A 20806-nucleotide genomic window follows, 5' to 3' on the forward strand; every position below is an offset into this window, starting at 1 on the left:
ATCCCCTGTGGGAGCGGGCTTGCTCGCGAATGCGTCAGGTCAGTAGACATCACTGTTGAATGATCAATCGCTTTCGCGAGCAAGCCCGCTCCCACAGGAGGGCGAGGTGTGTCAGTTATCGCTCATGCACATAGGTGCCCGGTGCAGCTTCGCCCGCCGGATAAGCCTTGTTGCCCAAACTGCCCGGAGACTTCTTCAGCTTGCCNCGAACGCTCGGCTTGCCATGCCTGCCAGTGCAGCCACCAGGAATCGGTGTGCTTGGTGGAGTTCTCTTGCCACTCCTCAGCCTTGACCGGCATCTCTGTGCTGGTCATGTAGCGCGATTTCGGATTGCCCGGCGGGTTCAGAATGCTCTGGATATGCCCGCTGCTGGACAGCACGAATTCAACCTTGCCACCGAACAGTTGCGCCGACTTGTAGCAGGACTTCCACGGGGTGATGTGGTCGTTGGTGCCGGCCAGGGAGAAGATGTCGGCAGTGACCTGCTTCAGATTGATCGGTGTGCCGCACACTTCCAGTGCATCAGGACGGATTAAAGGGTTAGTTTTGAACAACTCGATCAGGTCGCCGTGGAACGCTGCGGGCAACCGTGTGGTGTCGTTGTTCCAGAACAGGATGTCGAAAACCGGCGGTTCGTTGCCCAGCAGGTAATTGTTGACCCAGTAGTTCCAGATCAGGTCGTTGGGGCGCATCCAGGCGAAAACTTTCGCCATGTCACGGCCTTCCAGTACGCCGGCCTGATAAGAGTGGCGCTTGGCGGATTCGAGGGTTTGCTCGTCGACGAACAGTGCCACGTCGCTGTCCAGGGTGGTATCCAGCACACTGACCAGCAGCGTCAGGGCGTTGACCTTGTTCTCGCCGATCGCGGCGTAGTGGCCCAGCAGGGCAGTGCAGGTGATGCCGCCAGAGCAGGCGCCGAGCATGTTGATGTCTTTGCTGCCGGTGATCGCGGTGACCACGTCGACCGCTTCCTTGAGCGCTTCGATATAGGTCGACAGACCCCACTCGCGCTGCTCCTTGGTCGGGTTGCGCCAGCTGACGATGAACGTCTGCAGATTGTTGCGCAGGCAGAAGCGCGCCAGGCTCTTGTCCGGGCTCAGGTCGAAAACATAGAACTTGTTGATCTGCGGTGGCACCACCAACAGTGGGCGCTCATGCACCTGCTCGGTGGTCGGCCGATAGTGGATCAATTCCAGCACGTCATTGCGAAACACCACCGCGCCTTCGGTGACGCCAAGGCTCTTGCCGACCTCGAACGCGCCCATGTTGACCTGGCTCGGCATACCGCCGTTGTGCACCAGGTCCTTGGCCAGATGGGACAGGCCGTCGAGCAGGCTTTTGCCGCCGGTTTCGAAGAAGCGTTTGACCGCCGCCGGGTTGGCCGCACTGTTGGTCGGGGCCATGGCTTCGGTCATGAGGTTGATCACGAAATGCCCGCGAGCGACGTCCTTGGGCGAGAGGTTGCTGTCGCCGATCCAGTCGTGGAGTTCCTTGCGCCACGCCAGGTAAGTCTGCAAGTAACGTTTGTAGAGCGGGTTCTGGCTCCAGGCCGGATCGGCGAAGCGACGGTCATCGCTTGTCGGTAGAAGCTCGGATTTTCCGAACAACACGTTCTTCAGTTCAAGACCGAAATGGGCGACATGCCTGGCGCTGTGAATCGGTTGTCGGATGGCCTGCCTTAGCACCATTCGAGCAGAAGCCAGTAGATCCTTTCCACGCAGCCCAACGACAGGATTCAGCCCCAAGGTGTTTTCCGAGGCCTGATACTTCAAGTCATCGTTATTCTTGTTACTCATCTACGACGCTCCATTGTCCTGAGACGAGTACCTGGGTCCAGCTGTGCAGTCCACAGCCAATGCCAGGTACTACTGCTCGGGTGACCGTTAATTCTGCATCGCTGCTTTTTAGTTCAGAGAGCACTGCAGGTACCTTGCCAGCTCCATTGGTTACCCGAGTTTAATTTTTTTCGCAAGCAGGCCAATCGTCGGCCCGGAAGCGGAGCATTCAAACAGATGGAATTAGAAAATGCCCTCTAATGAGCGAAAGGCCTGAGCTAGAGCATCAGCTTGACGATGGATTCGTTCGGATCGCGGGTCTTTCCAGCGGCTTTGAGTTCGGCAAGATAATCGTTCCACAGATCCTCTTGGCGCACGCCCAACTGGTACAGATATTCCCAGGTGAACAGGCCGCTGTCGTGGCCGTCGTCGAAGGTCAATTTCAGTGCGTACTGACCGGCCGGTTCTACCTTGGTCAGGCCTACGCCGATCTTGCCAAATTGCAGGATAGGTTTGCCGTGGCCCTGGACCTCGGCGGAAGGAGAGTGCACGCGCAGGAACTCGGCGGGCAGGTGATGTTCCTCACCGGACGCGTATTTCAGCGACAGGGTTTTCGAGGCTTTGTGCAGTTTGATATCGGTGGGGAGTTGGGTCATGACCGGCAATCCATTTGTGTGGGCGAGCTCGGTTCAAATGTGGGAGCGGGCTTGCTCGCGAAGGGGCCATAACATTCAACATCAATGTTGAATGTCAGACCGCTTTCGCGAGCAAGCCCGCTCCCACAGGTCCGCGCTCACTTGTAAGTATGGCTTACAGGATATAACGGGACAGGTCTTCGTTCTGCGCCAATTCGCCCAAGTGGCTGTTGACGTAATCGGCGTCGATCAGGATCGCCTTGTCGTCGTGGGCGCTGGCCAGATCACCGGCGCTGAACGACACCTCTTCAAGCAGACGCTCAAGCAGCGTGTGCAGGCGACGGGCACCGATATTCTCGGTCTTCTCGTTGACCTGCCAGGCGATCTCGGCAATACGCTTGATGCCGTCCGGCAGGAATTCGATCACCAGGCCTTCGGTTTTCAGCAGGGCACAATACTGCTCGGTGAGCGACGCGTGCGGCTCGCTGAGAATGCGTTCGAAATCTTCAGGCGTCAGCGCCTTGAGTTCGACACGAATCGGCAGGCGACCTTGCAGCTCAGGCACCAGATCGCTCGGCTTGCTCAGGTGGAACGCACCGGACGCGATGAACAGGATGTGGTCGGTCTTGACCATGCCCAGTTTGGTGTTGACGGTGCAGCCTTCGATCAGCGGCAGCAAGTCGCGCTGTACACCCTCACGGGACACGTCGACACCACCGGTGTTGCCGCGCTTGGCGACCTTGTCGATTTCGTCGATGAACACGATGCCGTGCTGCTCGACCGCTTCCAGCGCCTTGGCCTTCAACTCTTCTTCGTTGACCAGGCGGCCGGCTTCTTCGTCACGCACCAGTTTCAGTGCTTCCTTGACCTTGATCTTGCGGCTCTTGCGTTTGCCCTTGCCCATGTTGGCGAACAGGCTCTGCAGCTGGTTGGTCATCTCTTCCATGCCCGGTGGCGCGGAGATATCGACACCGGTCACTTCGGCGACTTCGATTTCGATCTCTTTGTCATCCAGCTGACCTTCGCGCAGGCGCTTGCGGAACAGCTGACGGGTGTTGGAGTCGGCCGACGGTGCGGCGTCGTCGTTGCTGCTGAAGCCCATGCGTGCCGGGGGCAGCAGGGCGTCGAGGATGCGTTCTTCGGCGGCGTCTTCGGCGCGGTGGCGAACCTTGGTCATTTCCTGTTCGCGCAGCAGCTTGATCGCTGCGTCGGCCAGGTCACGAATGATCGATTCAACGTCGCGGCCGACATAGCCGACTTCGGTGAACTTGGTCGCTTCGACCTTGATGAACGGTGCGTTGGCCAGTTTGGCCAGGCGACGAGCGATCTCGGTTTTACCGACACCGGTCGGGCCGATCATCAGGATGTTTTTTGGCGTGACTTCAACGCGCAGCTCTTCAGGCAGCTGCATCCGGCGCCAGCGGTTACGCAGCGCGATGGCGACGGCGCGCTTGGCATCGTCCTGGCCGATGATATGGCGATTGAGTTCGTGGACGATTTCACGGGGAGTCATGGACATAGTAATTGGCGGTCCTCAGGTAAAAGTGAGCCGTGGCGTGGTGGCCAAAACAGGCTTACTCAGCGAGGTCCTGCTCCTCAATGGTGAAGGTGTGGTTGGTGAATACACAGATGTCGCCGGCGATGCCGAGGGCGGTTTCGACGATTTCCCGGGCCGACAGATCGGTTTTCTTCAGCAGCGCGCTGGCGGCGGCCTGGGCGTAACCGCCGCCGGAACCCATGGCGATCAGACCTTCTTCAGGTTCGACCACGTCGCCGTTGCCGGTGATGATCAGAGAGGCGTCTTTGTTCGCGACCGCGAGCATGGCCTCGAGGCGGCTGAGGGAGCGGTCAGTGCGCCATTCTTTGGCGAGTTCGACAGCGGCGCGAACCAGGTGGCCCTGATGTTTCTCAAGCTGGCCTTCGAAACGCTCGAAGAGGGTGAAGGCGTCAGCGGTGGCCCCGGCAAAGCCGGCGATCACCTGGCCGTGGTACAGGCGGCGAACTTTCTTCGCGTTGCCTTTCATCACGGTATTGCCGAGAGAAACCTGGCCGTCGCCGCCCATGACGACTTTGCCGTGGCGGCGAACTGAAACGATGGTGGTCAAGGGAGAGTCTCCACGCAGCGGGGCGAAAATGCCTTATGCCAACTCATATGGGGGTGGTGGAGCGTATTTCAACTGTAGGAAGGGAGAGGGGACGAATGGTGCGAGGCGCGTAGGAGCTGCCGAAGGCTGCGATCTTTTGATCTTGGTCTTGATGATGGGTAAGACGGAACACCCTGCAAACCTTGAAAAGATCGCAGCCTGCGGCAGCTCCTACAGGATTCGTGTCTCCTGCGGGAGCTGCGGTGGCAGAGGGTTAGCGGCTTTGGCGTTGTTGTAACAACAGGTTGCTGAACCCTGCGCCGGACAGTTGTTTCTGAGCGGTGGTCAGTTGCTCGCGGTTGCTGAACGGTCCGACCAATACCCGATACCAGGTTTCGTCTTTCACGGTGCCGGATTCAACCGCCACAGCCTGACCGAGCAAGATGATCTGCGCCCGAACCTTGTCCGCGTCAGCTTCCTTGCGGAACGAACCGGCCTGCAGGAAGAACTTGGTCACTGGCGCCGCTTTGGACACCGGTGGCGCAGGTGGCGGAGTAATCCCGGCCAGTGCTGCCTGAGCGCGCGCGGTATCGATCTTCGCCGCTTGCTCTGGCGTAACCGGCGTCGTCGGAATGGCCGGCACTTGTGGCGTCGGCAGGGTTTTCTCCGGCACGGCATCCGGCGGCACGATGACTTCCGATTCCGGCAGCAACGTGTAGAAGTCGTACTTCGGCTTCACCGGTTGCGTCGGGCTCGGCGGGGTCTTGTTGGCCTCGACAATCTTTGCTTTCTGCTGCTCGATCTTCTCGCGCTTGACGCTCTCGCTGCCCTTGCCCGGTTCCAGTTTCATCAGGAAAACGATGAACGCGCCGACCGTCAGGCCGATGGCCATCCACAGCCAGCCCGGGATCGGTTGCTTTGCAGGAGCTTGGTAACGGCTGGCGCCACGCTTGGGTGCAGGTTTTTTCTTGGCAGCCAACTTACATACGCTCCAGAGTTTCCAGACCCAAGAGTTCCAGGCCTTGCTTGAGTGTGCGACCGGTCAGCGCGGCGAGGCGCAGACGACTCTGCATTTGCGCCGGGGTGTCGGCGCTGAGGATCGGGCAGTTCTCATAGAAACTGGAGAACAGGCCGGCGACATCGTACAGGTAGGTGCACAGGATGTGCGGCGTGCCTTTGTCGGAAACGTTGTTCAACACTTCGCCGAACTGCGCGAGCTTCGCCGCCAATTCGTGTTCGTGCGCCGCTTCGAGGACGATCTGGCCTTCGACTTCGCTGAAGTCCTTGCCAAGTTTGCGGAACACACCGGCCACGCGGGTGTAGGCGTACAGCAGGTACGGCGCGGTGTTGCCTTCGAAGTTCAGCATCAGGTCGAAGTTGAAGCTGTAGTCGCTGGTGCGGTGCTTGGACAGGTCGGCGTATTTCACCGCGCCAATGCCCACGACTTTGGCGATGTTGCGCAATTCGTCATCGGCCAGTTCCGGGTTCTTTTCTTTCACCAGCGTGTAAGCGCGTTCCTGAGCTTCGGTCAGCAGGTCGATCAGCTTCACGGTGCCGCCGTCACGGGTCTTGAACGGACGGCCATCTTTACCGTTCATGGTGCCGAAGCCCATGTGTTCCATGTCCATCGGGTGCGTCACGAAGCCGGCCAGGCGCGCGACCTGGAATACTTGCTGGAAGTGCAAGGCCTGACGCTGGTCGACGAAGTACAGCGCGCGATCAGCCTTCAACTTGCCGCTACGGTAACGCACGGCCGCCAGGTCGGTGGTGGCGTAGAGGTAACCGCCGTCAGCCTTGACGATGATCACCGGCAGCGGGTCGCCGTCGGCGTTCTTGAACTCGTCGAGGAACACGCACTGGGCACCGTTGCTCTCGACCAGCAGGCCAGCGGCCTTGAGGTCGTTGACCACGTTGATCAGGTCGTCGTTGTAGGCGCTTTCGCCCATCACGTCGTCCATGGTCAGTTTGACGTTGAGCAGCTCGTAGATTTTCTGGCAGTGGGACAGCGAGATGTCCTTGAACTTGGTCCACAGCGCCAGGCAGTCCGGGTCGCCAGCTTGCAGCTTGACCACCAGGCCACGGGCGCGATCTGCGAACTCTTCGGATTCGTCGAAGCGTTGCTTGGCGGCGCGGTAGAAGTTTTCCAGGTCCGACAGCTCGTCGCTGGTGATCGGGTTTTCCTGAAGGTAAGCCATCAGCATGCCGAACTGGGTGCCCCAGTCGCCGACGTGGTTCTGCCGGATGACTTCGTCGCCGAGGAACTCCAGCACCCGGGCAACGCCGTCGCCGATGATGGTCGAGCGCAAGTGGCCGACGTGCATCTCTTTGGCCAGGTTCGGTGCCGACAGGTCGACGACAGTGCGCTGCGCCGGGCCGGCCTTGCGCACGCCGATGTGGGCGTCGGCCAGGGCGGCGTCCAGGCGAGTGGCCAGGGCTTGGGTGTTCTGGAAGAAGTTCAGGAAGCCGGGACCGGCGATTTCGGTCTTGGTGACGTTTTCATCAGCCGGCAGCGCGGCGATGATTTTCTCTGCCAGGTCGCGCGGCTTCATGCCGGCCGGTTTGGCCAGCATCATCGCGATGTTGCTGGCGAAATCGCCGTGAGTCTTGTCACGGGAGTTTTCCACCTGGATCGCCGGCGACAGGCCTTCAGGCAACACACCTTCGTTGACGAGTTGGGTGATGGCTTGTTGGATCAGCTGGCGAATGGTGTCTTTCATGGTGTTCTCTTTCGACCGCAAGCGCGGCGGCGCCTGGATGCGCTAGTGGAAAAACTGGGCATTATCCGTTGCGAAGACGGGCTTGCCAACTATAGCGGGCAGGTTATGGATATGTGGTGACTATTAGGGCCTCTTCGCGAGCAAGCTCGCTCCCACATTGATCGGGTGAGCGCCGCAGATCCCCTGTGGGAGCGAGCTTGCTCGCGATAGCGATCGACCAATCAATACAAATCCACGGGATCGACATCCAGCGACCAACGCACCGCCCGCCCGCTCGGCATCTGCTCCAACACCAGCAGCCAGCTGCTTAATAGTCGATGCAGCGGCGCCCGAGCCGTCGCTTGCAGCAACAACTGCGCACGATAACGCCCGGCCCGGCGTTCCATCGGTGCAGGCACCGGCCCGAGCAGTTCGATACCGGTCAGGTTCTGTTCGGCCAGCAAACGCTCGGCCTCGCTGCACGCCTCATCAAGAAAACCTTCAGCTTGCCCCGGTTTGTGCGCTTCGGCCCGCAGCAGCGCCAAGTGCGCAAACGGTGGTAACCCCGCCGAGCGACGTTCGCTCAACGCCTGTTCGGCAAAGGCGAAATAACCCTGTTCAGTCAATTGCACCAGCAGCGGATGGTCGGCCAAGTGGGTCTGGATGATCACTTTGCCCGGCTCTTCAGCCCGGCCCGCGCGTCCGGCAACCTGGACGATCAACTGCGCCATGCGCTCACTGGCGCGGAAGTCGCCGGAAAACAGCCCGCCGTCGGCATCGAGAATCGACACCAGCGTCACCCGCGGGAAGTGATGCCCTTTGGCAAGCATTTGCGTGCCCACCAGAATGCAGGGCTGGCCCTTCTGAATGGTCGCGAACAGTTGATTCATGGCGTCTTTGCGCGAAGTGCTATCGCGGTCGACCCGCAGCACCGGGACGTCCGGAAACAAAATCCCCAATCGTTCTTCGGCGCGCTCGGTGCCGGCGCCGACAGGCCGCAAATCGACCTTGCCGCACTTCGGGCAATGCCGAGGGACGCGTTCGACGTAGCCACAATGGTGACAACGCAGTTCGCCTGAGCGCTGGTGCACGGTCATTCGCGCATCGCAGCGCTGACACTCTGACATCCAGCCACAGTCATGGCACAGCAGCGTGGGCGCAAAACCTCGACGGTTGAGGAACACCAACACTTGTTGGCCAGCGGCCAGCGTCTGACCGATGGCCTGCTGCATCGGCCCGGAAATGCCGCTGTCCAGCGGACGACTTTTCACGTCCAGGCGCAGGAACCGCGGCTGTTTGGCGCCACCGGCACGCTCGTTCAAGCGTAAGAGTCCGTATCGACCGGTGTAGGCGTTGTGCAGGCTTTCCAGCGAAGGCGTGGCGGAGCCGAGGACAATCGGGATGTTTTCTTGGCGTGCGCGGACCAATGCCAGGTCGCGGGCGTGATAGCGCAGGCCTTCCTGCTGTTTATAGGAGCCGTCGTGCTCTTCATCGATGATGATCAGGCCGGGGTTCTTCATCGGCGTGAACAGCGCCGAACGGGTGCCGATAATAATGTCGGCGTCACCGTCCCGGGCGGCGAGCCAGGCTTCGAGGCGTTCGCGGTCGTTGACCGCCGAGTGGATCAGCGCGATGCGTGCATTGAAGCGCTGCTCGAAACGCGCCAGGGTCTGCGGGCCGAGGTTGATCTCCGGGATCAGTACCAGCGCCTGCTTGCCGGCCTCAAGGGTTTCGCGGATCAGTTGCAAATAGACTTCGGTCTTGCCGCTGCCGGTGACGCCGGCCAGCAGGAACGCGTGATAACTGTCGAACCCTGCGCGAATCGCCTCATAGGCCGCACGCTGCTCGGGGTTGAGCGGCAATTCCGGTTGCGCCAGCCAGTGTTCGTGGCGGGCGTCGGGGGCGTGTTTGCGGATTTCGACTTGCACCAGATCCTTGGCCAGCAGCAAATCCAGGCTGTCCTTGCTCAGCATCAGTTTGCTCAACAACTGATGGGCGACGCCGTGGGGATGCTGGGCCAGAGTCGCCAGTGCCTCCCGTTGACGCGGGGCGCGAGCGATGCGCGGGTCATCAAGGCTGGCGCCGGGCGCGGCGGACCAGAAGCGCTCCTGCCGTGCTTCGGCCAGTTCACCCTGACGCAGCAATACCGGCAGCGCCCAGCTCAAGGTGTCGCCGAGGCTGTGCTGGTAGTACTGAGACGTCCACAGGCACAGTTTGAACAGCGCTGGCGGCAGGGGCGGCGTGGCATCGAGCAGTGCCAGGGCCGGCTTGAGCTTCTCTGCCGGGACTTCACTGGTGTCGGTGACCTCCACCAAAATCCCGATCATCTCCCGCCGGCCGAACGGCACCCGCAAGCGCATGCCGGGGTGCAACTGGGCGCGCAGGACACCGGCCGGGGCACGGTAGTCGAACAGGCGGCGCAGGGGCGAAGGCAAGGCGAGGCGCAGAATGGCGTTGGGCACGCGGGGGGATCTCGATAAGCGGGCAGTAAAAGAAGTCGGACGCCTATTAATTGTGGGAGCGGGCTTGCTCGCGAATGCGGTGGATCAGACACATCATCGTTGCCTGACACACCGTATTCGCGAGCAAGCCCGCTCCCACAAAGGGCGCGTATTAGGCCGGGAGCCTAGCAGACGGTCGGTCTCAGTGACAGCTTGCGTGATTGGCATTGTCTGGTAGAATCCGCGGCCTAATTATGTGCGGTATTCAACAATAGTGTTGAGTGGCGGCACACTAGCCTGAGGAATACACCATGAAAGCCGATATCCATCCAGCGTACGAAACCATCGAAGTAACTTGCAGCTGCGGCAACAAGTTCGAAACTCGTTCGAACCTGTGCAAGCCACTGGGTACTGACGTATGCAACGAGTGCCACCCGTTCTACACCGGTAAGCAGAAGACTCTGGATACTGGCGGCCGTGTACAGCGCTTCGCAGACCGTTTCGGTGCTTTTGGCAAAGCCAAAGCTCCTGCTGCTGCAGAGTAAGGTTGCAAAGCCCCATGGGCTTTACCTTGCTGATGAAAAAGGCGTCCCTTGCGGGCGCCTTTTTTATGTCTGCGATATGGCTTTCCGCTGCCCAGGCCTTCTGCCCGGCGCCGAGCGGGCTGACACCCGTTGTGGTGCAACGGGTGGTGGATGGTGACACGCTGCGTCTGAGCGATGGTCGCAGCGTGCGCATGATCGGTTTGAATACGCCGGAACTGGGCAAGAAAGGCCGCTCCGACGAGCCGTTCGCGGTGGCGGCACGCCAACGCCTGGAAGCACTGGTGGCTGCCAGCGACGGACGGGTCGGTTTATTGCCCGGTAAAGAAAGCACAGACCATTACGGCCGTACCTTGGCCCATGTCTACAGCGCCGATGGCGCCAACCTTGAAGCGCAGATGCTCGCTGAAGGACTCGGTTTCCAGGTGGCAGTCGCGCCGAATGTCGATCTGGTCGACTGCCAGCAAGCGGCGGAACACAGCGCCCGTCAGGCCGGACTCGGGTTGTGGCGTCAATCCCCTGTACTGAAAGCGGAGCAGATCAGCGCTTCCGGTTTCGCTGTGCTCAGCGGTCGTGTGAGCAAGGTTCAGCGCAATCGCGGCGGGGTTTGGATCGAGTTGCAGGATTCGGTTGTACTGCGCGTTGCACCCAATGTGTTGGGCCAGTTCGATATTGCGAATCTTGAGCGGTTGAAGGGCAAGCAGATAGAGGCGCGCGGCTGGGTACTGGACCGTTCGCGGCGTGGCGGACTGAAAGAAGGGCAGGCGCGCTGGCTTCTGCCATTGACCGACCCGGCGATGCTTCAGATGGCGCAGTGATAAAAAATTGTAGACATTTTTAATGTAGATTGTAAACAGTCAATCCCTTGTGTTCCGCGGCTCTTGGTCCAAAGTCGTAGGGCCGGGTGCTTGACAGGGGTGACCGGTCAGTCTTGTAGGGACTTTGCGACACGAGTATCCTCGGCGGTCCGTCTGTCCCACAGTAAAAAGCGGAATGCCCATATGTCTGATTTGAAAACTGCCGCTCTCGAATATCATGCCCATCCTCGTCCAGGGAAGCTGAGCGTCGAGCTCACCAAAGCCACCGCTACCGCCCGCGACCTGTCGCTGGCCTACAGCCCCGGTGTAGCCGAACCAGTCCGCGAAATCGCCCGCGACCCTGAACTCGCCTACAAGTACACCGGCAAGGGCAATCTGGTTGCAGTCATTTCCGATGGCACCGCAATTCTCGGCCTGGGTAACCTCGGCCCATTGGCTTCCAAACCAGTGATGGAAGGTAAAGGCGTGCTGTTCAAGCGCTTCGCCGGCATCGACGTTTTCGACATCGAAGTCGACTCCGAAAGCCCGCAAGCCTTCATCGACACCGTCAAGCGCATCTCCATCACCTTCGGTGGCATCAATCTGGAAGACATCAAGGCGCCTGAGTGCTTTGAGATCGAACGCGCTCTGATCGAGCAGTGCGACATTCCGGTATTCCACGATGACCAGCACGGCACCGCGATCGTTACTGCGGCCGGCATGATCAACGCCCTGGAAATCGCTGGCAAAACCCTCGCTGACGCCAAAATCGTTTGCCTGGGCGCCGGTGCTGCCGCCATCTCCTGCATGAAATTGCTGGTGAGCATGGGTGCCAACATCGAAAACATCTTCATGGTTGACCGTACCGGCGTGATCCACTCCGGCCGTGACGACCTGAACCAGTACAAGGCTGTTTTCGCTCACGCGACTGAAAAACGCACACTGGCCGACGCCCTGAAAGGCGCGGACGTGTTCGTTGGTCTGTCCGGCCCGAACCTGCTGAGCGCTGAAGGCCTGAAGTCCATGGCGGCCAGCCCGATCGTGTTCGCGTGCTCCAACCCGGACCCGGAAATCTCCCCGGAGCTGGCTCACGCCACTCGTGATGACGTGATCATGGCGACCGGCCGTTCGGACTACCCGAACCAGGTCAACAACGTGCTGGGCTTCCCGTTCATCTTCCGTGGTGCCCTGGACGTTCGCGCCAAGCGCATCAACGAAGAAATGAAAGTGGCTGCGGCCAACGCCCTGCGTGAACTGGCCAAGCTGCCGGTTCCACAGGAAGTGTGCGACGCCTACGGCGGCATCAAATTGGAATTCGGTCGTGAGTACATCATTCCGAAACCAATGGATGCCCGTCTGATCACCGTGATCTCCGATGCCGTGGCCAAGGCTGCGATCGAGACCGGCGTAGCGACCCTGCCGTATCCGAAGAACTACCCGCTGAAAAGCGTGGATGACGTGTTCAACGGCTAAGTCGTTGTAGCGCTTCAACACAAAGCCCCGGCTCTTGCGAGTCGGGGCTTTTTTTTGCCTGTGGGTTTTGCAGCGGTTGTGCTGGCCTCTTCGCGAGCAAGCCCGCTCCCACAGGGGTACGCATTCCAATGTGGGAGCGAGCTTGTTCCGGGCGGCGATCCGACGATGGCGGTCTGACAGGCGCCACAATAAAAAGCCCCGCTCTTCTTTCGAAGGTGGGGCTTTTTGCAGCTTCAGGCGATCAGAACAAATCGATCGGCGCCGCTTCATCCGCAGGCAGTGGGCTGCCCGGCGCAGTGCCGTTGCCCAGCTCGTTCGCTGACGGTGGCGTGTCTTCGGCCTTGAACAGCTCGAAGTAGGCGCCTGGCGTGCCTGGGGTGGCTGCACGGCCGCTGACCGGGTCGACTCGCAGGCTGAGGATGCCTTCCGGCTCTGCCTGCGTATGGGGCGGCAGGCCTTTGAGTGCGGCGCCCATGTAACTCATCCAGATCGGCAGGGCGACGGTGCCGCCGAATTCCTTGCGGCCCAGGCTTTCAGGCTGGTCGAAACCGGTCCAGACAGTGGTCACATAATCGGCGTTGTACCCAGAGAACCAGGCGTCCTTGGACTCGTTGGTGGTACCGGTCTTGCCCGCAATGTCGCTGCGGCCCAAGGCCAGGGCGCGGCGGCCGGTGCCGAGTTTGATCACGTCCTCGAGCATGCTGTTGAGGATGTAAGTGGTACGGCCATCGACGATGCGTTCGGCCACGGCCGGCGTTTGTGGCGCTGGCTGAGCGGTCAAGGCTTCGCCCGGGGTTGCGTTGACGGTGAAAGCGTTAGCCGCGACAGGGGCGGCGATGCCGTCGGTGGCGACGTTGCCTTTCGGGACGCTCGGCGGGTTGGCGACGAACAGCGTGTCGCCATTGCGGCTTTCGATCTTGTCGATGATGTAGGGGCTGATCTTGTAGCCGCCGTTGGCGAAGGTGCTCCAGCCGGTGGCGATTTCCATTGGCGTCAGCGTCGCGGTGCCCAGGGCCAGGGACAGGTTGCGCGGCAGGTCCTGCTTGTTGAAGCCGAACTTGCTGATGTAGTCGATGGTGCGGTCAACGCCCAGCGCCTGCAGCAAGCGGATCGACACCAGGTTGCGCGACTTGTAGAGCGCCTCACGCATACGGATCGGGCCGAGGAAGGTGTTGGTGTCGTTCTTTGGACGCCAGACCTTGTCCAGGTACTCGTCGACGAACACGATCGGTGCGTCGTTCACCAGGCTGGCGGCGGTGTAGCCGTTATCCAGTGCGGCACTGTAGACGAACGGTTTGAAGCTCGAACCCGGCTGACGCTTGGCCTGCATGGCGCGGTTGTAGTTGCTCTGTTCAAAGGCGAAGCCGCCGACCAGGGAGCGAATGGCACCGTTTTGCGGATCAAGGGAAACCAGTGCGCCCTGAGCCTGCGGGATCTGGCTGAATTTCAGCGAGTTGTCCGGCTGGCGTTGCACACGAATCAGGTCGCCGACCTGGGCGACGTCCGAAGGCTGCTTCGGGTTGGCACCCATGCTGTTGGTGTTGAGGAATGGGCGCGCCCATTTCATGCTGTCCCAGCCGACGTGTTCGTCACCGGTACGGGTCATCACTTGCAGGCCGGTCTTGTCGACCTGGGTGACGATGGCAGGTTCAAGGCTGCTGATGGTGCGCTGTTTGGTCAGCTCGGTTGTCCAGGCCTCGCGAGTCTTGCCCGGCAGGCGCGACTCGGGGCCGCGATAACCATGACGCTGGTCGTAGGTCATCAAGCCTTCGTGGACCGCGGTGTTGGCCATTTCCTGCAGGTTGCTCGGCACCGTGGTGGTGACGCGGAAACCCTCGGTATAGGCGTCGCTGCCATAACGGCCGACCATTTCGGCGCGGGCCATTTCAGCGATGTACGGCGCATTCACTTCCGGGGTCGGCACGTGATAACTGGCGTTCAGCGGCTCGTTGATCGCGGTGGTGTAGTCGGCTTCGGTGATTTTGCCGAGCTTGTACATGCGCCCAAGGATCCAGTCGCGACGTTCCTTGCTGCGGGCCGGATTGGCCAGCGGGTTGAAGCGCGAAGGGGCTTTTGGCAGGCCGGCGATCATCGCCATCTGCGCCAGGCTGACGTCACGAATCGACTTGCCGTAGTAAACCTGCGCGGCGGCCTCGATGCCGTAGGCGCGGTTGCCCAGATAGATCTTGTTGACGTACAGCTCAAGAATCTCGTCCTTGGTCAGCTGCCGTTCAATCTGCAGAGCCAGGAGGATTTCGGTGGTTTTGCGCGAGAAGCTGCGTTCGCTGGTCAGGAAGAAGTTCTTCGCCACCTGCATGGTGATGGTGCTGCCGCCGGACTGAATGTGTCCGCTTTTTACCAACTGGGTGGCCGCGCGCATCAGACTGCTGGGGTCGACACCGTAGTGATTGGCGAAGTTGTCGTCCTCAGCACTTAGTAACGCATTAATGAAATTGGGGGGAATGTCGGCGAACCGGATCGGTGTGCGGCGCATTTCGCCAAATTCTGCGATCAGCTTGTTGTCGCTGCTGAAGACCCGCAAAGGAATCTGCAACTGGATGCTTCTCAGCGCCTCCACGGATGGCAAACCCGGACTAAGGTAGAGAAAGGCGCCGCTAAGACCGAGGAGCAGTCCGCAGAAAACGGCGACGATGGACCAACCGAAAAATTTCAGCAGACGAATCAAGGCTTTTGGACATCCAGGGCAAAGAATGAATTTGGCATCAGGGTTCAGATAAACAGGGAACGACCCGCGCTTGAAAGTAAAAACCGGAAAAAAACGCTGGGCATTATAAGCATTTTTCCGTCGAGGGCGTCATTTGCGCTGCTGTCAAGACGGGTGGTTTGAACGCAACGGATATTACAGAGTCCGTAAGACACGGATAGTCATAGGGAATTGGTAGTGCTAGGACTCTTCAATAAAAAGGCCAACACGCTTCTGGGGATCGACATCAGCTCCACGTCGGTCAAGCTTCTGGAGCTAAGCCGCCAAGGCGACCGCTATCGGGTCGAGGCCTATGCGGTGGAACCTTTGCCCACCAACGCGGTGGTCGAGAAAAATATCGCCGAGCTCGAAGGCGTAGGGCAGGCACTCGCGCGCGTGCTGCTCAAGGCCAGAACCAACCTCAAGAACGTCGCCGTGGCCGTGGCCGGTTCGGCGGTGATCACCAAGACCATCGAGATGGACGCCGGTCTTTCCGACGACGAAATGGAAAACCAGCTGAAGATCGAGGCCGATCAATACATCCCTTATCCATTGGACGAAGTGGCCATCGACTTTGAGGTCCAGGGCGTTTCTGCGCGCAACCCCGAGCGAGTCAATGTGCTGCTGGCGGCCTGTCGCAAGGAAAACGTCGAGGTGCGGGAAGCGGTCCTGGCCCTGGCCGGCCTGACAGCCCGCGTGGTCGACGTCGAGGCCTATGCGCTGGAGCGTTGCTACGGATTGCTGGCGAGCCAACTGGCTGCTTCTCAGGAGCGTCTGACGGTAGCGGTGGTCGATATCGGCGCCACCATGACCACCCTGAGCGTGCTGCACCAGGGGCGGATCATCTACACCCGCGAACAATTGTTCGGCGGTCGTCAGCTGACGGAGGAAATCCAGCGACGTTATGGCCTGACCCTTGAACAGGCGGGGCTGGCGAAGAAACAGGGTGGTTTGCCGGACGATTACGTCAGCGAGGTGTTGCAGCCGTTTCGCGATGCGCTGGTGCAGCAGGTGTCGCGTTCATTGCAGTTTTTCTTCGCCTCCGGTCAGTACAACTCGGTTGATCACATTCTGCTGGCCGGCGGTACCGCGTCGGTCCCGGGGCTTGATCGGTTGATCGAGCAACGATTGGGTACACCAACGCAAGTGGCCAACCCATTCTCCGACATGACCTTGGGCAGCAAGGTCAACGCCGGTGCCCTGGCCAGCGATGCGCCGGCACTGATGATCGCCTGCGGGCTGGCCCTCAGGAGTTTCGACTGATGGCGCGGATCAATCTTTTACCCTGGCGCGAAGAGCAGCGTGAAGTCCGCCGCAAACGCTTTTTGCTGGTGTTGGTCGGTGTGCTGGTGGGGTCAGTGGGGGCGGTGCTGATCGCGAACCAGGCCATCAGTGGCGCTATCGATCGGCAAGTGGCTCGTAACGATTACATCGGCAAACAGATTGCCATGGTCGATGAGCGGATTAAACAGATCAGCGATTTGAAGGCCCGTCGCCAGCAACTGGTCGAGCGCATGCGCATCATCCAGGACCTGCAAGGCAACCGGCCGATCAGCGGGCGTATTTTTGATCAACTGGCACGTACGCTGCCTGACGGCGTGTATTTCACCGAGGTGAAAATGGCCGGCAAGTCCTTGTCCATCACTGGAGCGGCGGAGTCCAACAATCGTGTGTCAGACCTGATGCGCAATCTGGATGCGTCCGATTGGTTTGATGCGCCCACCCTCACGGAAGTCAAAGCGACGACCGCCGGTCAGCTGGATCAGGCCAACGTCTTTCAGCTGACCGTTCGTCAGACTCAGCCCGCCGCTGCGGAGGGCGGCAAATGAGGCTGTCTGACTGGTTCGAAGGCCTGCGCAAGATCGACATCAACGACCTGGACACCAATAACATGGGTTCCTGGCCGCCAGCCATAAAGGCACTGGCGGGAGTCCTGCTCATGATCCTGGTGCTTTCGCTGGGCTACAGTTTTTCCATCAGCGACCTTCAAAGCCACCTCGAACTCAAGCGCGAGGAAGAGTCGACCCTCAAGGAGCAATTCGCCAACAAAGCCCATATGGCGGCGAATCTGGAGCTGTATACGCAGCAGATGAAGGAAATGGAGAACTCCTTTGGCGTACTGCTGCGGCAATTGCCCAGTGACACCGAAGTGCCCGGTCTGCTGGAGGACATCACTCGCACCGGCCTGGGCAGTGGCCTGGAGTTCGAAGAGATCAAACTGCTGTCGGAGAACACGCAGCAGTTCTACATCGAGTTGCCGATCCAGATCACCGTCACCGGTGCCTATCACGACCTTGCCACCTTCGTCAGCGGCGTCGCCGGGCTGCCAAGGATTGTCACCCTGCATGACTTCGACCTTGCGCCGGCCAACCCGGAGGGTGGTCCGAAGTTGCGTATGAGCATCCTCGCCAAGACCTACCGCTACAACGACAAGGGGCTGCAAAAATGAGCCCGATTCGTTGTTTTTCGATGGTTGTGTTGGTCGCAGGCCTGGCTGGTTGCGGCAGCGACAATGACTTCAGCGACCTGGACGCGTACATGAACGAAATGCGTTTACGTGCGCCCGGCAAGATTGAACCAACGCCGACATTTCGGTCTTACCCAACATTCACCTACAGTGCCGCCAACCTGCGAAGCCCGTTTTCCCGACAGATCAGAGTCGATCTGGCCGGCCAGAAACACGGCTCGCGCAACGTCAAACCTGATCCGAATCGGGTCAAGCAGTACCTCGAAGGTTTCAACATCGAGCAGTTTGAAATGGTCGGAACGATCGCCAATGCGACCGGCTCCTTTGCGCTGTTGCGCGGGGCGGGCGGGGTGCATCGGTTGAAAGTCGGCGATTACCTGGGGCGTAACGATGGGCGGATCGTCGCCATCAGTGGCTCGCAGGTCGATGTGGTCGAAATCGTTCCCGACGGCGAAGGCGCCTGGCTGGAACGGCCGCGGACCATCCCTTTGAAAGAGCACTCATAGTGGAACTCGAATAATGAACAGGATTTTCTCAACCTTCGGTATTTCGCTATGGATAGCGTTGCTGTCGCCGATGGTACTAGCGGCCAACCTCAAAGCGCTGGATGTCGCCGCGCTGCCGGGAGACCGCGTCGAGTTGAAGTTGTCGTTCGATGGGCCGCCACCGCCGCCCCACGGTTACACCACGGAATCGCCTGCACGGATCGCGCTGGATCTGCCTGGCGTCGTCAGTCAGCTAAAAAGCAAAAATCGTGACCTGGGCGGCGGAAATGCCCGTAGCGCCACGGTGGTGGAAGCCAAGGACCGTACGCGACTGATCATCAATCTGACCCAGTTGACGCCGTATAACGCACGGGTCGAAGGCAACACGCTGTTCGTGGTGGTCGGCCAAGGTGCCAACAAAACGGCCTCCAGCCCGGCGCCCAAAACACCGCGCGCCGCGACGGCAACGCCAGCCCCGGCGAAAGCCTATACGCCAGTGGGCAAGGCCATCCGGGGTGTGGATTTCCAGCGCGGCACTCAGGGCGAAGGCAATGTGGTCATCGATCTGTCGGATCCCTCCATCGCCCCGGACATTCAGGAGCGCGACGGCAAGATCATCCTCGGTTTCGCCAGGACTCAATTGCCTGAGCCGTTGCGTGTACGTCTGGACGTCAAGGATTTCGCCACGCCGGTGCAGTTCGTCAACGCCAGCGCCACGGGCGATCGGGCCACGATCAGCATTGAGCCCAGCGGCGCCTTCGATTATTCGACTTACCAGACCGACAACAAGCTGACCGTCAGCATCCGGCCGATGACCGTCGATGACTTGCAGAAACGCAACACCGAGCGTTTCGCCTACACCGGCGAAAAGCTCTCGCTGAATTTCCAGGACATCGACGTGCGTTCGGTGCTGCAACTGATTGCCGATTTCACCAACCTCAATCTGGTGGCCAGCGACACAGTGCAGGGCGGCATCACGCTGCGTTTGCAGAACGTACCGTGGGATCAGGCACTGGATCTGGTGTTGAAAACCAAGGGCCTGGACAAGCGCAAGATCGGCAACGTTTTGCTGGTGGCGCCGGCCGATGAAATCGCTGCCCGCGAGCGCCAGGAGCTTGAGTCGCAGAAGCAGATTGCTGACCTGGCGCCCCTGCGTCGCGAATTGTTGCAGGTCAACTACGCCAAAGCTGCCGATATCGCCAAGCTGTTCCAGTCGGTGACCAGTGCCGAGGCAAAAGCCGACGAGCGGGGCTCGATCACGGTGGATGAGCGGACCAACAACATCATTGCCTACCAGACCCAGGATCGCCTCGATGAGCTGCGCCGTATCGTCGCGCAACTGGATATCCCGGTGCGTCAGGTGATGATCGAGGCGCGCATCGTCGAAGCCAACGTCGACTATGACAAAAGCCTCGGCGTGCGTTGGGGTGGTTCGTTGCAGAACAAGGGCAACTGGAACACCTCGGGCGTCAGCAATAATGGGGCTAATGCTTCGTCGACCATCGGTACGCCTGGCAGCACCAGCACCAACTCGCCGTTCGTCGACCTGGGTACCGCCGCCAACACCTCGGGGCTCGGCATCGCGTTCATCACCGACAATGTGCTGCTGGATCTTGAGCTGACGGCGATGGAGAAGACCGGCAACGGCGAAATCGTCTCGCAGCCCAAGGTGGTCACCTCGGACAAGGAAACCGCGAAAATCCTCAAGGGCACGGAGATTCCCTATCAGGAAGCCAGCTCCAGCGGCGCTACCTCGGTGTCGTTCAAGGAGGCTTCGCTGTCTCTGGAGGTGACGCCGCAGATCACCCCGGACAACCGGATCATCATGGAGGTCAAGGTCACCAAGGACGAACCGGACTACCTGAACAAGGTGCAGGATGTACCGCCGATCAAGAAAAACGAGGTCAATGCCAAGGTCCTGGTCAACGACGGTGAGACCATCGTGATTGGCGGGGTTTTCTCAAATACTCAGAGCAAGGTTGTAGATAAGGTGCCATTTCTCGGTGATGTGCCGTATCTTGGCCGCCTTTTCCGGCGTGACGTGGTTTCGGAGAAAAAATCCGAGCTGCTGGTATTTCTCACTCCGCGTATCATGAATAACCAGGCGATTGCTGTGAGTCATTGATTCTGTGCGAAATTTGATTCTTGTTGGACCGATGGGGGCTGGAAAAAGCACCATCGGCCGGTTGCTGGCCAAAGAGCTGCGCCTGCCGTTCAAAGATTCCGATAAGGAAATTGAATTGCGCACGGGCGCCAATATCCCGTGGATTTTCGATAAGGAAGGCGAGCCGGGCTTTCGTGACCGCGAGCAGGCGATGATTGCCGAGCTGTGCGGCTGCGACGGCGTGGTGCTGGCGACCGGTGGCGGCGCGGTGATGCGCGAGGCCAATCGTCGGGCGCTGCACGCTGGGGGGCGGGTGGTCTATCTGCATGCGTCTGTCGAGCAGCAGGTGGGTCGCACTTCCCGTGATCGCAATCGACCCCTGTTGCGTACTGCCGATCCGGCCAAGACCCTTCGGGATCTGCTGGCGATCCGCGATCCGCTTTATCGGGAAATCGCCGATCTGGTGGTGGAAACCGATGAGCGGCCGCCGCGAATGGTCGTACTCGATATTCTTGAACGCTTGCAGCAGCTACCTCCCCGTTAAAGCGCAGCGCGAAATGCGCTATCCTCGGCGTCCTGTCATGGCCGCTCAAGGTTGTGGCG

17 protein-coding genes are annotated in these 20806 nt (G+C 60.0%); 9 read left to right on the forward strand and 8 right to left on the reverse strand.

The genetic code is table 11. From position 1 onward, the window contains the following. Positions 1 to 122: 122 nt before the first annotated feature. The 7 genes from phaC to E3W21_RS10805 all read right to left on the reverse strand — a co-directional run bounded on the left by phaC (position 123) and on the right by E3W21_RS10805 (position 9652). On the reverse strand, positions 123 to 1796 hold the full coding sequence (gene phaC, locus E3W21_RS10775; RefSeq protein WP_256661542.1) for a class II poly(R)-hydroxyalkanoic acid synthase: 1674 nt from the start codon (positions 1794 to 1796) through the stop codon (positions 123 to 125). A 257-nt stretch (positions 1797 to 2053) separates the two neighbouring features. Beyond that, positions 2054 to 2431, reverse strand: a complete 378-nt coding sequence (locus tag E3W21_RS10780) for a gamma-butyrobetaine hydroxylase-like domain-containing protein (protein ID WP_008149540.1) — start codon at positions 2429 to 2431, stop codon at positions 2054 to 2056. 154 nt (positions 2432 to 2585) lie between these two features. Continuing rightward, on the reverse strand, positions 2586 to 3929 hold the full coding sequence (hslU, locus tag E3W21_RS10785) for an ATP-dependent protease ATPase subunit HslU (protein WP_129439172.1): 1344 nt from the start codon (positions 3927 to 3929) through the stop codon (positions 2586 to 2588). Between the two features lie 55 nt (positions 3930 to 3984). Continuing rightward, positions 3985 to 4515 (reverse strand): ATP-dependent protease subunit HslV, encoded by a 531-nt coding sequence (hslV, locus tag E3W21_RS10790; RefSeq protein ID WP_007899242.1) that lies wholly within the window; start codon positions 4513 to 4515, stop codon positions 3985 to 3987. A 253-nt stretch (positions 4516 to 4768) separates the two neighbouring features. Continuing rightward, entirely contained in the window at positions 4769 to 5473 is a 705-nt protein-coding gene (locus E3W21_RS10795) for an SPOR domain-containing protein (protein ID WP_134419662.1), read from the reverse strand. A gap of 1 nt (position 5474) precedes the next feature. Next, the gene (gene argS / locus E3W21_RS10800; RefSeq protein ID WP_134419664.1) at positions 5475 to 7211 is read right to left on the reverse strand and encodes an arginine--tRNA ligase; all 1737 of its coding nucleotides are present in this window, start codon (positions 7209 to 7211) and stop codon (positions 5475 to 5477) included. 221 nt (positions 7212 to 7432) lie between these two features. Continuing rightward, the gene (locus E3W21_RS10805) at positions 7433 to 9652 is read right to left on the reverse strand and encodes a primosomal protein N' (RefSeq protein WP_134419666.1); all 2220 of its coding nucleotides are present in this window, start codon (positions 9650 to 9652) and stop codon (positions 7433 to 7435) included. Between the two features lie 290 nt (positions 9653 to 9942). Here E3W21_RS10805 and rpmE point away from each other — a divergent pair, with 290 nt between their 5' ends. The 3 genes from rpmE (at position 9943) to E3W21_RS10820 (ending at position 12443) form a co-directional block, all read left to right on the forward strand. Next, complete coding sequence (gene rpmE, locus E3W21_RS10810; RefSeq protein WP_028621753.1) at positions 9943 to 10176, forward strand: 50S ribosomal protein L31; 234 nt, start codon at positions 9943 to 9945, stop codon at positions 10174 to 10176. A 14-nt stretch (positions 10177 to 10190) separates the two neighbouring features. Then, positions 10191 to 10991 (forward strand): thermonuclease family protein, encoded by an 801-nt coding sequence (locus E3W21_RS10815; protein WP_134419668.1) that lies wholly within the window; start codon positions 10191 to 10193, stop codon positions 10989 to 10991. A gap of 183 nt (positions 10992 to 11174) precedes the next feature. Further along, entirely contained in the window at positions 11175 to 12443 is a 1269-nt protein-coding gene (locus tag E3W21_RS10820; RefSeq protein ID WP_033055361.1) for a malic enzyme-like NAD(P)-binding protein, read from the forward strand. Positions 12444 to 12684: 241 nt separating this feature from the next. Here the strand turns inward: E3W21_RS10820 and E3W21_RS10825 are convergent, their stop codons facing one another. Further along, positions 12685 to 15126 (reverse strand): penicillin-binding protein 1A, encoded by a 2442-nt coding sequence (locus E3W21_RS10825; protein ID WP_371927075.1) that lies wholly within the window; start codon positions 15124 to 15126, stop codon positions 12685 to 12687. Positions 15127 to 15345: 219 nt separating this feature from the next. On the opposite strand from E3W21_RS10825, the gene E3W21_RS10830 reads away from it, so the two are divergent. From E3W21_RS10830 to aroK, 6 genes are read left to right on the forward strand one after another with little or no spacing between them, the layout of a single operon-like run. After that, positions 15346 to 16410 carry a pilus assembly protein PilM gene (locus tag E3W21_RS10830; protein WP_129439160.1) on the forward strand — a complete coding sequence of 355 codons (1065 nt, stop codon included), beginning with the start codon at positions 15346 to 15348 and terminating at the stop codon, positions 16408 to 16410. Beyond that, on the forward strand, positions 16410 to 16976 hold the full coding sequence (locus tag E3W21_RS10835; protein ID WP_134419670.1) for a PilN domain-containing protein: 567 nt from the start codon (positions 16410 to 16412) through the stop codon (positions 16974 to 16976). Before E3W21_RS10830 ends, E3W21_RS10835 begins: the two co-directional genes overlap by 1 nt. Continuing rightward, complete coding sequence (pilO, locus tag E3W21_RS10840; RefSeq protein WP_134419672.1) at positions 16973 to 17596, forward strand: type 4a pilus biogenesis protein PilO; 624 nt, start codon at positions 16973 to 16975, stop codon at positions 17594 to 17596. Before E3W21_RS10835 ends, pilO begins: the two co-directional genes overlap by 4 nt. Further along, entirely contained in the window at positions 17593 to 18120 is a 528-nt protein-coding gene (locus E3W21_RS10845) for a pilus assembly protein PilP (protein ID WP_008149568.1), read from the forward strand. Before pilO ends, E3W21_RS10845 begins: the two co-directional genes overlap by 4 nt. A 13-nt stretch (positions 18121 to 18133) precedes the next feature. Next, entirely contained in the window at positions 18134 to 20224 is a 2091-nt protein-coding gene (pilQ, locus tag E3W21_RS10850; RefSeq protein WP_134419674.1) for a type IV pilus secretin PilQ, read from the forward strand. Positions 20225 to 20228: 4 nt separating this feature from the next. Beyond that, positions 20229 to 20747, forward strand: coding sequence for a shikimate kinase AroK (gene aroK / locus E3W21_RS10855; protein ID WP_010464421.1), 519 nt, complete (start codon positions 20229 to 20231; stop codon positions 20745 to 20747). Positions 20748 to 20806 lie beyond the last annotated feature (59 nt).

Origin of the sequence: Pseudomonas sp. F01002, from assembly GCF_004402115.1 — a bacterium.
Taxonomy (GTDB): Bacteria; Pseudomonadota; Gammaproteobacteria; order Pseudomonadales; family Pseudomonadaceae; genus Aquipseudomonas; species Aquipseudomonas frigoris.